The organism is Leptospira ainazelensis, from assembly GCF_016918785.1.
GTDB lineage: Bacteria > Spirochaetota > Leptospiria > Leptospirales > Leptospiraceae > Leptospira > Leptospira ainazelensis.
Genome location: NZ_JAFFPT010000060.1, coordinates 81118 through 95059 on the forward strand (window position 1 = coordinate 81118; position 13942 = coordinate 95059).

Here is a 13942-nt window from a genome sequence, read left to right on the forward strand (position 1 = left end):
AAGTTCGCAAAAAAGAATGCCACAAATCGGAAAAAAAAGACAAAGAGATTCTTTTTCCTTTTACTCTCGCTTCTAAATCCTGAAAATGTCTAAAAATTCTTCAGATGATACGAGCTATGAAACAAAAACTTACTTCCGTCCTTCTGGCGATCCTTCTTACTCTGCCCGCAGCGGCGCTCTTGGCCGACGAACCCACGGGAGAAACACAACCCCAGGTTCAGTCCACCGAGAATCACGATTCTTCTCATGAAGAGGCGACCGGAGGCGGTCACCACGAAGTTCAAGGAGAAGACCTTCCCTATTGGAGCGTAATTCCCTTTGTTCTGATTCTTCTGAGCATCGCGCTTCTTCCGATCGTTTCCCACACCACTTCTCATTGGTGGGAAAGTAACACGAATAAGCTGATCCTAGCCTTGGGTTTGGCTGCGATCTCTTTTGTGATTTTGGTTCTCCACGGTTGGTTTGGAAAGATCGTTCATACCCTTGTCTTCGAGTATGTGCCCTTTATCATTCTTCTGGGCGCGCTCTTTTATATTTCCGGCGGAATCCGTCTGAAAGGTGATATCGAAGCGACTCCGGTAAACAACACGATCTTTTTGATCATCGGAACCTTTCTTGCCTCCTTTATCGGAACGACCGGAGCTTCTATGCTTTTGATCCGTCCGATTCTGAAAACAAACTCGGAAAGAAAATACGTAGTTCACACGGTTATCTTTTTTATCTTTCTTGTTTCGAACATCGGGGGTTCCTTGACTCCGCTCGGAGATCCTCCTCTTTTCCTAGGTTATTTGATCGGTGTTCCGTTCACTTGGACTTTTAAACTTCTTCCGGAATTGTTAGTTGCGGGGATTCTTCTTCTCGTAGCGTATTTTATCTGGGATTCGATCGCCTACAAAAAAGAAACTCCCAAAGATCTCAAAAAAGACCGCATTCACAAACAACCGATCAGCCTCGAGGGTCAGGTGAATTTTATCTGGCTTTTGGGAGTTGTTTTGTCGGTGGCGTTTATCAATCAAAACTACATTCCACAAATCGCCGCAAACCCGTATCTTGCATTTATTAGAGAAGCGGTTTTGATCGGTTTGATCGTGGTTTCCAAACTTACCACGAGAGGACACGTGAGAGAACACAACAAGTTTACGCTTCATCCGATTCAGGAAGTTGCGTATCTTTTTATCGGAATTTTTGTTACGATGATTCCGGCTCTGATTCTTTTAGAACACCACGGAAAGGATCTGGGAGTGACTCAACCTTGGCAGTTCTTCTGGGTTACGGGTCTTTTCTCGGGAGTTTTGGATAACGCACCGACATATCTCACCTTCCTGTCTTTGGCTAAAGGAACTCTGGGAATGAACAACGTCGCTCAAATCCTGGCGGATCCGTATGCAGAAAGTCTTCTGAAAGCGATTTCAGTCGGCGCCGTCTTTATGGGAGCGCTCACTTATATCGGAAACGCGCCTAACTTTATGGTAAAATCCGTTGCCGAAGAAAACAACGTAAAGATGCCGAGTTTCGGAGGATATGTTTTGTATTCTTTTGCGATTTTGATTCCGACGTTTATCCTTCTTACGTTTATCTTTTTTCGTTAGAAAGAATGATCCACAGGCCCTTCTCGTTTTTGGGAGGGGCTTTTTGTAAGAGCTCCTACGAATTCGAAGGCAAAATTCTACTTGCAAAAAGTGTGATTTTCTGATAGAGCAAAGTCAGCCGAGTTTTTCCCGCGGACCCGCCTCCTCCACCCTATGAGGGTGGGGCGCGCGACTTTCACGGGGGAACGTGGGAGTTCCTGCAAAAGCTCTGAGAGAGAATATTCCTTGCAAAGTTATGATTTTCTGATATAGGAAAATCTCCCGGAGTCTTCCGCCTCCCGCCCCTCCACCCAAAATTCGGGCGGGGCTTTCGTTTTACGGAGGATCGTCGTAGTTACGACAAATTTTTCTGAAGATTCAAACAACTTTCGGGTAAGGTTATGACCCGATGAGGGCGGGGGGCGCGGCTTTTACGGGGGACCTGTCGGAGTTCCGACACAAATTCGAAGGCAAAATTCTACTTGCAAAAAGTGTGATTTTCTGATAGAGCAAAGTCTCCCGAGTTTTCCCGCGAGCCCGCCTCCTCCACCCTATGAGGGCGGGGCGCGCGGCTTTCACGGGGGACCTGTCGTTGTTCCGACACAAATTCGAAGGCAGAATTCTATTTGCAAAAAATATGATTTTCTGATAGAGCAAAGTCTCCCGAATTTTCCCGCGAGCCCGCCTCCTCCACCCAATCAGGGCGGGGCGCGCGGCTTTCACGGGGGAACGTCGGAGTTCCGACCAAAACCCGAATTCGTTAAAATCACGACAAAGTCTTTTTTCCCTAAGAAAAATAAGATTCGATCCAGAGTTCCAATTCGGAAAAGGAAGACACAAATTCTAAATTTTCCTTTCGAAAGATTTCTGCGGAATATTCTTCATGAGCCATTCCTAAAAACCGCAAACCGGCCCCCATTGAGGAAGTCGCATCTCCGATCGTGTCTCCGACATACATGATTTCGGAAAAATCCAGTTTTCTCTTTTGAGCCTCCTCCAGAATCGGAAGAAAAACTTTCGGATTGGGTTTGTGAACTTTTGTGTCTTCCGCGGTCTGTATCGCGAAAAAAGAATTTTTAGAAAAGGAAAAACTTTCCAATTCTTTCAAGACCCTCCTCCCGCTCGAAGAAGAAAGAATCCCAAAGTGAAACCGCGGACCGTATTTTTGTAGGAAGTCCTCTACACCGGGAAAGGTAAGATTCGGATCTCTTTGGCAAAAGGAATCGTAAACATTCCAAAGAGCTTCCAAGTCTTCGGAATGTTTTCCGTAAATTCTTCTTAAAAAATCGTCTCCGGGCAAACCCCAAGCCTCGTCGATTTGGAAGTCCTTCAATTCAAACCGAAATCGTTCTCTTGCGAGATTCTTCAGAGTATTGTAACGAACCTTTTTTGTCTGTACTAAGGTATCGTCGTAATCGAAAAGAATGGCCTTGATTTTCATTCTTGGACGTTCTCACCTTCCTTCCTTTCTCTCATTCTAAAAACTTGTTTTTGATCTAAAAAATACGCAGATGAAATATTCTATTTTTAGAATATTCTAAAAGAACCAATCTTTGCCAAAATCCCCTTCCATCTTAGAATCTAAGAGACATCGTTTTCGCGGAGCCACTTCGATCTTAGAATCGAAAAATTCTCTTTTTTATTTTTTCGATTCTTCCGGAGGAAGAAAGATCACGGAATCGATCTTTTTTCCCTTTTCCGAATCGATGTAGTTGATTTCGATCTTTCTCTCCGAGGCGGGTTTATAAAGAATCAAAGCCGAAATCATATCGTAGACGGTAAGAGAATAGTCGATTGCAGTAACGACGGCGGGAAAGACGAGAAAACGCGACTTCGTTACGGGTTTGACCTCTCTTTCTTTTCCCGCGGCCATCCATTTGTAGATCCGAGTCGAACGATTCATTCCTTTCATGTGTTCGAGATCCAATTTTACTTCGGGAAGAACGGCTTCCGTTTGGCGAAACGAAACCTTGACCGGAATCATTTTTTCCCCGGATTCTTTTAAGGCTTGGGAGAGTTGTAAATCAAAGGTATCGTCGTCCAGGTATTCGATCTCGTTGCAATTCGCAAAAACCGTATTGCAGATGTCTCCGTATTTGCGATGAACAAAATAAACGAGGAAGATATTTAAAGTTTCAGGATGATACAAAACCTTCGCGTGATAATCGGAAGTCCTTCTATAATAAACCTTTTTATAGATTCTTTTAAAAACGTCCCAACCGACAAGACCAAGATCTTTTAAGAACGGAGGTTCGGGAAGTTGAAAGGAACGAACCGCGATATGCAGTCTTTCGATCGCAACCTTACCGTCCCTTTTGGAAATTTCCTCCAAAACGGTTCGAACATCGTCCAAATCTTCCGAATCGATTTTACGCGCCGAGGCGGAAGTATCGATAAGAATTTTTCCCGCGTTCTCGGACATCAACTGAGAAATTTTCGGCTTCACTCCTTCCGTAAGAATATCTTCTAGTTTTAAGGAAATACAATCGTTCGGATGACAGGAGATTTGTTCTTCATAGACCGCGTCGGCGTCGGAGGGCACGACCGGCAAACTCTCCGCACTTAAGAAAGAATGGAATAAAAGAGAAACTACGATCGAGGAAAGAAAAACGATCCGTGAAAAAAAAAGGTAACGCATTCTTTTGTTTATCCTAAAAGGAATTATCCTGAGGATTCTTCTTTTCAGACAAAGAAAGGAAAGATCTTTTTTACAAAATCAATTGATTTCGTCTCGGTAATCCATCACAAGATACATCAGAGTTTCTTGATCCGTCGGATTGGAATATTCGTGAGGAATATCGGCCCTAAAAAAGACGGAATCCTTCGGCTCGAGTTCTACGATTTTTTCTCCGACACGGAGACGAAGTTTCCCGGAAACGACGACGATGTTTTCGGTGGTTCCGGACTGATGCGGTTCCGCAATCTCGATTCCACCCGGTTTTAAAATGAGTTCGTAAAATTCAGTCTTTCGATTTCCGTTATAAGGGAAAAGCGCGCGGCTCGAAAAAACCTTGGAGCTGGAAAACAAAACCTTCGTGCTTTCGGCCTTCATCACGATGATACCTTCGGTTCCTTTTTCTTTCAAAAGTTCGCTAAAAGGAACATTCAGACCGTTTGCGATCTTCCAAAGTACGGAAATCGTAGGAACGCTCTTTCCTTGTTCGATTTGAGAAAGCATGGCCCGGCTAACTCCGCAACGGGAAGCTAGTTTATCCAAGGAAAACCCTTTTGTATGGCGGATGAGTTTTAGATTTTCTTTAACGACTTCTGTGATGTGCTCGCTGGAAGGAAGTTCTTTCCCCGCTTCCAATTCTTCCGTTGCTGGGTTCATTTCCCTTTTTTTGTCTAATATAGCAGAATTTTGTCAATCGAAAACTCCTATCCCTCGAAAAATAGACTTAGAATCAAAATCCGGATTCGAATCAAAAACTTATAAGGGGCCGCGAAAAAACGGATACAAGACGCAGAAACCACAAAGAAAGGCCCCGAACGACTCTGAAAAGCGAATCCTGACCCTCGATTGAAAAACATATCCTTACCCACAAAGTTGTTTGAATCTTAAGAAAAATCTGTCGGAACAACGACAGTCCTCCGTAAAACGAAAGCCCTGCCCTGATTTTTGGGTGGAGGGGCGGGAGGCGGAAAAATCCGGGAGATTTTTCTATATCACAAAATCATAATTTTGCAAAGGAATATTCTCTCTCAGAGCTTTTGTAGGAACTCTTACAAAAAGTCCTACTGGGATCCTTCTTCATTCTAAATAGCTTTAAAACTTGCGGATAAGGTTATGATTGAAAAAAAGGAGAATCAGGAAATGGAAAAATCTTTTTTTTTAAAGGGAGAATTCAAAGCAAAACCAAGAAAATTCTCAAACCAATGGGCCTAAAATTTCGGTCCGAAAAATCGAATCGTTTTTTTTGAAATCACATTCTAGATCTATTGAGTAGCAATTCCTAATATACTTGGTCCGGGAGAACCCGCATCTCCTTGTGTCACGACGGTCCAATCGGTGGGAAGTCCCGTTTTAGAAAACCCAAACGCAGTTGGCACATTTGCCGAGACGCGCCCTCCTACAACAAACAAATCCAAGGTAGAATTGTAGACAGAAGACATCCAATCCAGACCGGAACATTGGACCATATTGGGGGAAGCGGCAGGGTGCCAAACTTGAAGCGTAAGATCGTAATAATCCACGGCACACTGATTTCCAAAAACGACGATCTTGTCCTTACCTTCCACTGCGGAATTGATAAAACCGGGAATCGCCGTATTGAAAGTCCCGCTCGAAGCGACGTTCAAAACCGTATTTCCGATCTTCGCAAAACTTGAGGTAGGATTCACATCCGTATTCCCGCCAAAAACAAAAACCTTACCGGACTTGAGAGCCAATACTCCACTCTTTGAGGAAGGAGTCGAAATCGAAACCGAAGAGCTGCTCAAAGAAGGAAGAGAAAACTGAACCAATTCCGAGTTCACGCTGTGAAGACCGCTGATATAAACTTCGGAGTTCGCGGAGCTGTAAGAGCTAAAGGAAAAGTAATCCGTCCCGATATAAGTCGATCCGTCGGTAATCGAAAGAAACTGCCAGTTTTTACCGTCGTCGGAGATTTGGCCAAAAAAACCGACCCCGGTCTGAGCGGCAATATGCTCTCCCGCCGCAAAAAAACGTCCGCCCCCAAAAGTGACCGTATAGAGATTTCGGATCACCGAAGTAGGAGTTCCACTGATCGTAATCGTACCGGCAGCGCAAGAAGACTGAACCCAGGTTTCCCCGTCCTGACTAGACCAAATCCCACAACCTGTGTTTGCCGTAAGAGTTCCCACGGCAACCCAGGTTCCGTTTCCGTAAGCGACACTGTAGATAAATCCGTCCACACAACCGGGAAAACGGGTCGCGCTGTATTTCCAAGTTGTCCCGTCCCCACTCGTCCAAGAAGAACAATTGCTTCCAACCGCGACAAAGGAAAGGGAGCCGTTTGCCCCCTTTGCGGGAACAGAACCCAGACTCCATCCGATCTGCCCGAGCATCGCCAAAGGATTGGAATTATCAAAACTATACTTATCCGCTTCCGCACAGGAGGAAAGCAGAAGAATGAAAAACCATGCTCTGATCGTGTGTTTCATACCCGCCTCTTATAAGATAACAACGGTTCCATTTCTTTTCTCAGAAAAATTTAGGAACTACAAGTACGAAATCCCTTTGGTTACATCCGAAATCCATAGAATTCTAAGGCAAGAATGGAAATCCGAAAAGCACGAAATACAAAAAAAACGGATGAAACGGACGAGAGAACCTTACTCGAAAACATCGAAAACACGGCTTTGTCTCGGTCCCTTGATCGAAAACCGCGCGTTCTTATAACGTTTTGAGGACCGGAGAAGCGCCAAGTGAGAAACACAATCCCACTTTACAATCCAGGTTCCAATAGAAGAATGAAACCGGCTTTCGAAAAAAAGGGAATGAAATCTAAATTCAAAAAAGAAAAAGCGGATAGGGCGGCAATTCCCAATGCTCCCAACAATTTGGGATTTAAAAAACTTCTGTCTCTAAAACCGGATTCAAAAGAATTCCGAACCGACTTCCTTTTCCGGCTTACCGAGAAAAAGAACCGACCTAAAAAACCATTCCGATTACGGGAAACAAAGACGGACTTCCTTTTTCCATTCTTAAAAACTAAAAAAGTTTCAGAAGTTCTTTTTTGGATCTAAGACAAAAAAATGCCTAAAGAACATTCCAATTTTAGAATATTCTACCAAACGGATTCTTTTCTATTCGCCGAAAAACCCGCCGGAATTCCGGTCCACGCAACCAAGGATTCTAAAAGGGAAAACTTTTCCGATCTCCTTCAAAATCAACTCGGTCTTCCGTTTTTAAGAACCGTAAATCGTCTCGATCTGGATACAAGCGGCCTTGTATTCTTCTGCAAAAATCCCGAAAAGAATAAGGAAGCGGATCAAATTCTAAAATCTTCGATAAAAATTTATCTCTGTGTCGCCGAAGGAATTGTTCCCGAGGATCGTTTTACGGAAACCTGTTATCTCAAAGACGGAAACAAAAGGGTCAAAAAAGTATTTTCCGGCGGCGATAAGGCCGTGACCGAGTTCGTAGTATTAAAACGAAATCCAAAAGAGAACTATTCGGTCCTTCTCGCAAAACTTCATACGGGGAGAAGACATCAGATTCGATTTCATCTGAGTGAAAAAGGATATCCGATCGTCGGGGATTCCGTCTACGGAATTTCCGATAAATCGACGTTAGACGATCAAAGACCGAATTCCAAAAGGAACGGAAAAAAAAATCCTCAGTCAAAACGGTCCCAATTGCACGCGCTTGGAGTTTCCTTTTCCGAAAAGGACGGCTTAGAAGAACGGATTCTATGTCCTCCTCCGATCGATTTCAAAAGATTCTTAGACGGAGTTTTGATCGACCTTACTCTTTTTTCCAAATTCTCCATAAAATAGAAAGACAAAGAAAACTTCTTCGGAACTATCTCCTGCGAACGGAGAATTTTCATGTCAAAGAATGCACTCATCATCGGAACAAGCGGAGTCGCCGGACAAAGCGCGGTAGAAGCGGTTCGGGAATTTGCAAAGAAAAAAAACGAGGATTGGAAGATCCTCGCGACCACGAGCAAGGATGTTTCACTTCCCGAAGCGGATCTTACGATCACAAAAATCAACTTGGACGATCCGAAAATCTCGCTCGAACGTTTGTATGAAGCTTTGAAAAAGAATGGAATCGAAACACTCGATCTTTTTGTTTATACACCCGCGAGGGGAAATCTGGGCTACCCCGTTTCCGAGACTCCGGAAAACGACGTAATAGAAGCGGCGAAGTTTTGTTTGGATCCGATGCTCGCGGTGGAAGAAAAATTAAAACCGCTTTTGAGCGTCGGCTATTCCGCGTATTATTACAGACCGCACCTCCAACCCTTTTACGGTTCACTTGCTTTTATCAAAAGAAAGATGGAAGAATGGGCTCTGCAGAATCCGAAACATCGAAAGATCATCCGTGCCGGTTCTTTTTTTAGTCAGAGCGTTCGGGGAATTACGATCCTTCTTCAGAGAATGGGAAAAAAATCGCAAGACAAAGATCTACAAGACCTAATCAAACAGCAGAAAGAATCGGGCCTAAGCTTTCCTGATTTTTTTCTTGAGTACGTCGCCAAACAAGAGGAATCCTCTTTTGCATCCAAGTTTCCGGACATTCCGTTTCGACTGACTTCCCAAAACGATCTCAAAAAAGCGTTAGTCGCCGTCTTAGAAGGGGAATCCGCTCCGATCGTTTCTCTTGTCGGAGACTGGGTCTGGACGGAGAATACGTTGCCGGAAATGCCGGAATATTTAAAGAAATTCTAATATTATAGAATTAAAATGGAACTATTTTTCAGACAAATGGAAATTCAGGACCGAAAAGTGCCGAGTTTTTAAGAAAAAAAAATGAGACCGAAAAAAAAGACCGAAAACACCATACAACTCGAAAAAAATCCCATTCCTCCTAAAGGTTATCGTTTAAAAATCGAAAATCATCCTATGAAACGTTTATTGATTTTTCCTTTGATTCTTATTTGTTTTCTTTTGAAACCGATCGCGGCGGAGCCGGATCCGAGCGATCCGACCTTGAGTCCGGAAGAACGGCTGAAGATCATACAGAATCAGGAGACTCGATGGGAAATCGGAAAATCGTCTCCGAATCCTACCCCTTTCCTCTTTTCGGTTTTAAAACCCGCAGTGGAATTTTTTTCTACGGATTTAGAATCCGTAATGGATATCGGAAATTTTAGACTGACGATTCCTCCCCGTTCCTTTCCGAAAACGAATCGAGTGGAAGTGAGAGTCATCACCTTAAACAACCACGCGGATTTTCTCTTTGCGGGAATTCCGACACAAATCGGTCCGAACCGGAGTCCAAATCTTCTTTTGGAATCCACCGGAATGTTCTACGTTTCCTTTTTTGACGAAGATGGAAAACGGATCGAACCCAAAAAAAAACTGAGAGTAGAATTATTCCCTCTCGCGGATCCGAACGGTTCGAACATATATCGTTATACAAAGGGGAATTGGGATTTGATTTCGGAAAAGCAGGAAACCTCTACGATATCCGAAATCGAAGGAGCGGATTCGATTCCTTTTCAAATCTATTCCAAAATTGATTCCTCCGGTTGGTGGAACTTCGATAAACCAAAGCCGGAATTTACCTGCGTTACGGGAAAAATTCTCGCGAAAAATCCGGAAGAATTTTCGATCCAAGGAATCGGAATCGATTACTTCGGAACGAGTTACGGAAGTATCGAACCTTCGGGGATTTTTACACTGAACGTCCTAAAGGATTCGAATGTGAAAATTTTCGCAGTCCTTACTCCCAAAAACAAGAAAACTCAAAAGGAAATCGGTTTCCTCCCGACCTTCCGGACACAAAAGCTGACAACGTTTTCTTCGGAAAAAAAATCTCAGTGCCAGAAGGTTTCCGAAATTTCGACCTTCCCGATCGAAGAATCCGTTTTTAAAGATAGAACCCAATTTCTAAAAGCGATCGACATGCCGGATCTATAATATTCTAAATTTAGAATTTTCTGTTCTCCTTTTTTTCAAACTTAAACAAAAACAAATAAACTGAAAACTTACTTTTTGTTTTTAGGTTTCTGGGAATTCTTTTTTGAGAACGTTTTTTGATCGGCCTTAAAAACGGATCCGCCCTTTCTCTGAGAAAGAACGATCACCGGATTTCCTTTCGGAAGCGAATCTATGATTTTGAGAAGTTCGGAAAGTTTTCCTCGAAATTGAAATTCCGTTTCTAAGGTGAGATCCAAACAAAGAAAAATCTGTCTTTCCTCACCGGATTCTTTTAAAACGAAATCCAAGTCGTGAAGAACCGCCTTATAACGATACGGTGTTTCGTAAAATACTAGCGTATGTCCCGGTTTTAAAAAACGATCCAATTCTTTTTTACGCTCCGAAGATTCTCTCGAAAGAAAACCGCAAAAGGTAAAAGGTGAAATCTTAAATCCGGAAATGCTGAGGGCGGCACCGAAGGCGATCGGACCGGGCGCGCTCCTCACAGTTCCGCCTCTTCTCAAAACTTCTTGGACGAGTTCCCGACCCGGATCTTCGATTCCCGGAGTTCCCGCGTCAGAAATCAGAACGGTCAAGTCGGACCCGAGAACCATTTCGCCTAACGCACGTATGTCTTCGGCGGTCGAATGTTCGTTACAAAGCAAAAATTCTTTATTGATGGAAAGGGACTTGAGTAGAGTGGAAGTCGTTCTGGATTCTTCCCCTATGAGTATATCAGAATGTTCTAATAGTTCTTTTGCCCTCTGCGTTATATCGCCCGGATTTCCAAGAGAAACGGAAACAAGGATCAAAACTCCTTTCGGTTTTGTATCCATAGTTCAGATCAAAACTCCTTCCAGAACGTTCCAAGCGCGAAGACTCTGGACCTTGGCTTCTTTCGGAGGAACGTAGCCTTTCGCCCGATCCAGAAAAACCCCGAGTTTGGAAGATTCCAAAAGAGGAAAGTCGTTTACGGAATCACCAAAGGCGAGATCGGGAAGCCCGCGGGCGGATTCTTGGAAACGTGCCACCTTCCCTTTTCCATACGTAAAGGGTTCCAAAATCCGAGAAGAATGGATTCCGTTTTGAAGAGAAAGTTGCATTCCTAAAACCTTCTCTTCCGGAATTTCAAAAAGTTTGGAAACCGACTGAATGATTTCCTGAGGAGACGCGGTCACGATCCAAACTTCCCAACCGGAAGCTTGCAGATGACTCACCAGTTCTTTCATCGGTTCGTAGATCTTTACGGAAAGTGAATCGGAATCTTCCGCGTGTTGATTCCAAACCGAGCGGGAAATCGTTTTTAATTCCTCCGGAGAATGGCCCGAAAAGATCCAGGAACTCCAGCGATACGAAGCTTCTAAGCCCAAGTTTTGTTGGATCGAATCGTATTCTTCCAAAACAAGAGAGCGAAACAAAAGAGGATCTTTGAATCTTGCGGAAAGAATCCGTTCCCGATTCTTCTCCGAAAAAAAAGAGGAAATGTCTTCCCGATAAGCCGGAACTCCTTGCGAAAGAAAGAGTTCCATCACGGCTTCTCCGAAGTCGTTTTTTACGAGAGTATTATCAAAATCGAATGCGGCTTTCCCGGGAGAAAGCCGGGAAAGAGTTTCGTAAAGATCCGGATTCCAAAAATCCCGGCGAATGGACACTTTAAGGTTCGATGGTCTCCCGCGCGATCGCCACACGACCCTCGGAAGAAGATTGAAAGAGCGGAAGGTAGTGTTCCGGATTTAAAACTACGTTTTGATAGCGAACTTCGAAGTGAAGATGTGGACCGGTCGTATGTCCCGTATTTCCGGAAAGCGCGATGATCTGTCCTTTTTTGACCTTATCCCCTTCTTTTACATAAAGAAGCGAATTGTGTGCGTAGAGAGTGTTGATCTGATTGATTCCGGGATGCGAAAGAAGAATTTTATTTCCGTAACCGCCGTCCTTTTTGGATTCTAAAACCACTCCGTCTGCGGCGGCGATGACGATCGAGCCGGTGGGACAGGCGATGTCCACTCCGGAATGCATCGCGTTCCATCTTCTTCCCAGACGAGAAGTTACGAAGGAATGTTTAAAACTGATCGGCCAGATAAATTCTCTCTGATCGGTCCGGAGAATCTCTCTTCCTTTGTCTTCGAGAAGAAGACTTCTTGTAAAATTTTCGTTGTAAGGGAAGAATACAGGTTCATTGACCGGAATTCTTTCGTTGTCCGGGATTCCGTTGACCCGTTTGATCTCGTGTTCCGTGGTTCCAAAGTTGTGAACCAGGTCTCCTACGGATTCTTTGACACGATTGGGGACAATCCAGATTCCTTCCGTGCCTCGGTAGGTCTGAAGATACTGATTGTCCAATTTGATTTCTTCTAAATTTGTATTGGCGAAGGATTTGATGCTAAAGAGTAGCCCAAGAACAAGCAATCCCGCCAGTATGTAGCCAGTTTTTCTTTTCATATCGTAGATTCCCAAATATGTCGCCAAAAAGCCTCGATGTCCGGGGCCTATTTTCAAGGTCGGCAACGGAAAACAACTTCTGAAGTCAGTCTTCTCGTTTGGGGATTCCATTCAAGAATTTTTCGACGCAATTCCCAAAGCAAAAATCAACGATATTTAAAGATTTTATATGATTTTTAGAAGAATAAGGTAGATTAGATCGTTTTTAAGAGTTTTTTGCCATTTTCTGGAACTTCGAGCTTTCTTATTGAGAACAGATTCTTATTTAGAAAAGCAGGAGTTCCTACGTTTCCCTTTCCAAATTCGAATTGCAAGAGAACGGAAGAAATTTTCCCACGGAATTCAAATGAAAACCACGCTAACACTCCATTCTTCTTTTTGAATTTATGCATTGCAAAAAGAACGAGACAAACGTTCTGTTTTAGAATTCTAAAAAACGAGATTTCAATTCCGGACTTGGAATTCTGCAAGCCTCGCTCTTTCCAAACCATCGATATCGATTTTTTGCGATCCAATCATAGACGATGTCTCGCAATAGGGTCGGAACCCATCGAAAGATCGACGCCAGGTTCCAAGGAAAGGAAAGATGAGCCGCGATCTTCAATACGGCGTTTGACTTTTCGTAAAGAATTCCATTCTCCAAAAAAAGAACCGAGGAAGGAGCAACGTCGGGAAGATTTTTTTTCGTCAAAATCCGTTCCGCGAACTCCGATTGAAGACTCGCAAATCGAAGATTTTTTTTCGGGTTATGATCCAAGAAGAATAAAACGGTTCCGTTGCAGAGATTGCATACTCCGTCAAAAAATACGATCGGAGTTTCCCGTTTGTCTTCCATTAAATCCATGTATTGTTTAGACTTTTCTTGATCGGAATCTTCTTGTCTTTGTTTTCAAAAGAGAATCCAATTTTAAGGGCAAGGAGGAAAACCTTTTCTATTTTTGAGAAAAGAGAATTTTTCCACTTTCGATCACGATCGTCTGATCCTTGATCTTTGAATTCGAAATTTCTTTTCCTAAAGAGAACGATTCAAGACTCAGGCTAAGACAAGGAACGTTAGCTCCCGCTTCGACGACGGCTTTTGTTACCGTCTGAAACGTTTGTGTTTCGTTTTTTTTGGAAAGAATTCGAAATCCTACGATTCCTTCCCGAAGGGATACGGGAGCGATTCCGTTCTTCACCGCCTTTGTCGACTTCTTTACAAAACAAATCTTAGAAGACGGAATCATACTTTCCGTGTAAACGATCTCGTGCGAAACCTTGTCTCGATTGATCAAGTGAACTCCGTTTTTAAATTCCTCCGCGGAAAGTGAAAAAAAAATTAAAATACAGAAGAGATAGATCCAATTCTTATACATAGATTCCAAGTCCTTTGCCTTTAC

Annotated in this window: 13 protein-coding genes; 4 read left to right on the plus strand and 9 right to left on the minus strand. The window is 43.4% G+C overall.

Annotated elements, in window-relative coordinates; all coding sequences use genetic code 11:
* The first annotated feature begins 116 nt into the window (after positions 1-116).
* Positions 117-1589: a sodium:proton antiporter gene (locus JWG44_RS13770; protein WP_205275582.1), complete on the plus strand. Its 1473-nt coding sequence runs from the start codon at positions 117-119 to the stop codon at positions 1587-1589.
* Between the two features lie 766 nt (positions 1590-2355).
* On the opposite strand, the gene JWG44_RS13775 is transcribed toward JWG44_RS13770, so the two are convergent.
* From JWG44_RS13775 to JWG44_RS13790, 4 genes are all read right to left on the minus strand, one after another.
* Positions 2356-3009: an HAD family hydrolase gene (locus JWG44_RS13775; RefSeq protein WP_205275583.1), complete on the minus strand. Its 654-nt coding sequence runs from the start codon at positions 3007-3009 to the stop codon at positions 2356-2358.
* A 198-nt stretch (positions 3010-3207) separates the two neighbouring features.
* Complete coding sequence (locus JWG44_RS13780) at positions 3208-4206, minus strand: hypothetical protein (protein ID WP_205275584.1); 999 nt, start codon at positions 4204-4206, stop codon at positions 3208-3210.
* 78 nt (positions 4207-4284) lie between these two features.
* Positions 4285-4899 carry a helix-turn-helix domain-containing protein gene (locus tag JWG44_RS13785; RefSeq protein ID WP_205275585.1) on the minus strand — a complete coding sequence of 205 codons (615 nt, stop codon included), beginning with the start codon at positions 4897-4899 and terminating at the stop codon, positions 4285-4287.
* A 605-nt stretch (positions 4900-5504) separates the two neighbouring features.
* Positions 5505-6692, minus strand: a complete 1188-nt coding sequence (locus tag JWG44_RS13790) for a hypothetical protein (RefSeq protein ID WP_205275586.1) — start codon at positions 6690-6692, stop codon at positions 5505-5507.
* Between the two features lie 594 nt (positions 6693-7286).
* Between JWG44_RS13790 and JWG44_RS13795 the strand changes: the two genes are divergently transcribed.
* The 3 genes from JWG44_RS13795 (at position 7287) to JWG44_RS22320 (ending at position 10121) form a co-directional block, all read left to right on the plus strand.
* Positions 7287-8030, plus strand: coding sequence for an RluA family pseudouridine synthase (locus JWG44_RS13795; protein WP_205275587.1), 744 nt, complete (start codon positions 7287-7289; stop codon positions 8028-8030).
* A gap of 51 nt (positions 8031-8081) precedes the next feature.
* On the plus strand, positions 8082-8927 hold the full coding sequence (locus JWG44_RS13800) for an SDR family NAD(P)-dependent oxidoreductase (protein ID WP_205275588.1): 846 nt from the start codon (positions 8082-8084) through the stop codon (positions 8925-8927).
* Positions 8928-9008: 81 nt separating this feature from the next.
* Complete coding sequence (locus tag JWG44_RS22320; protein WP_232371644.1) at positions 9009-10121, plus strand: hypothetical protein; 1113 nt, start codon at positions 9009-9011, stop codon at positions 10119-10121.
* A 68-nt stretch (positions 10122-10189) separates the two neighbouring features.
* Here JWG44_RS22320 and rsmI read toward each other — a convergent pair whose 3' ends face one another.
* The 5 genes from rsmI to JWG44_RS13830 all read right to left on the minus strand — a co-directional run bounded on the left by rsmI (position 10190) and on the right by JWG44_RS13830 (position 13918).
* Positions 10190-10957 (minus strand): 16S rRNA (cytidine(1402)-2'-O)-methyltransferase, encoded by a 768-nt coding sequence (rsmI, locus tag JWG44_RS13810; RefSeq protein ID WP_205275589.1) that lies wholly within the window; start codon positions 10955-10957, stop codon positions 10190-10192.
* A gap of 3 nt (positions 10958-10960) precedes the next feature.
* A complete protein-coding gene (locus JWG44_RS13815; RefSeq protein WP_205275590.1) occupies positions 10961-11773 on the minus strand; it encodes an HAD family hydrolase in 813 nt (270 codons plus the stop codon).
* A 1-nt stretch (position 11774) separates the two neighbouring features.
* Positions 11775-12563, minus strand: coding sequence for a M23 family metallopeptidase (locus JWG44_RS13820; RefSeq protein ID WP_205275591.1), 789 nt, complete (start codon positions 12561-12563; stop codon positions 11775-11777).
* Between the two features lie 421 nt (positions 12564-12984).
* Entirely contained in the window at positions 12985-13407 is a 423-nt protein-coding gene (locus JWG44_RS13825) for a thiol-disulfide oxidoreductase DCC family protein (protein WP_205275592.1), read from the minus strand.
* 88 nt (positions 13408-13495) lie between these two features.
* On the minus strand, positions 13496-13918 hold the full coding sequence (locus tag JWG44_RS13830) for a hypothetical protein (RefSeq protein ID WP_205275593.1): 423 nt from the start codon (positions 13916-13918) through the stop codon (positions 13496-13498).
* Between the last annotated feature and the right edge of the window lie 24 nt (positions 13919-13942).

Bases quoted from the DNA above. Each gene is read 5' to 3' on its own strand.
- JWG44_RS13770 (WP_205275582.1), top strand. From the start codon at position 117: ATGAAACAAAAACTTACTTCCGTCCTTCTGGCGATCCTTCTTACTCTG.
- JWG44_RS13775 (WP_205275583.1), bottom strand. From the start codon at position 3,009: ATGAAAATCAAGGCCATTCTTTTCGATTACGACGATACCTTAGTACAG.
- JWG44_RS13780 (WP_205275584.1), bottom strand. From the start codon at position 4,206: ATGCGTTACCTTTTTTTTTCACGGATCGTTTTTCTTTCCTCGATCGTA.
- JWG44_RS13785 (WP_205275585.1), bottom strand. From the start codon at position 4,899: ATGAACCCAGCAACGGAAGAATTGGAAGCGGGGAAAGAACTTCCTTCC.
- JWG44_RS13790 (WP_205275586.1), bottom strand. From the start codon at position 6,692: ATGAAACACACGATCAGAGCATGGTTTTTCATTCTTCTGCTTTCCTCC.
- JWG44_RS13795 (WP_205275587.1), top strand. From the start codon at position 7,287: ATGCCTAAAGAACATTCCAATTTTAGAATATTCTACCAAACGGATTCT.
- JWG44_RS13800 (WP_205275588.1), top strand. From the start codon at position 8,082: ATGTCAAAGAATGCACTCATCATCGGAACAAGCGGAGTCGCCGGACAA.
- JWG44_RS22320 (WP_232371644.1), top strand. From the start codon at position 9,009: ATGAGACCGAAAAAAAAGACCGAAAACACCATACAACTCGAAAAAAAT.
- rsmI (WP_205275589.1), bottom strand. From the start codon at position 10,957: ATGGATACAAAACCGAAAGGAGTTTTGATCCTTGTTTCCGTTTCTCTT.
- JWG44_RS13820 (WP_205275591.1), bottom strand. From the start codon at position 12,563: ATGAAAAGAAAAACTGGCTACATACTGGCGGGATTGCTTGTTCTTGGG.
- JWG44_RS13825 (WP_205275592.1), bottom strand. From the start codon at position 13,407: ATGGATTTAATGGAAGACAAACGGGAAACTCCGATCGTATTTTTTGAC.
- JWG44_RS13830 (WP_205275593.1), bottom strand. From the start codon at position 13,918: ATGTATAAGAATTGGATCTATCTCTTCTGTATTTTAATTTTTTTTTCA.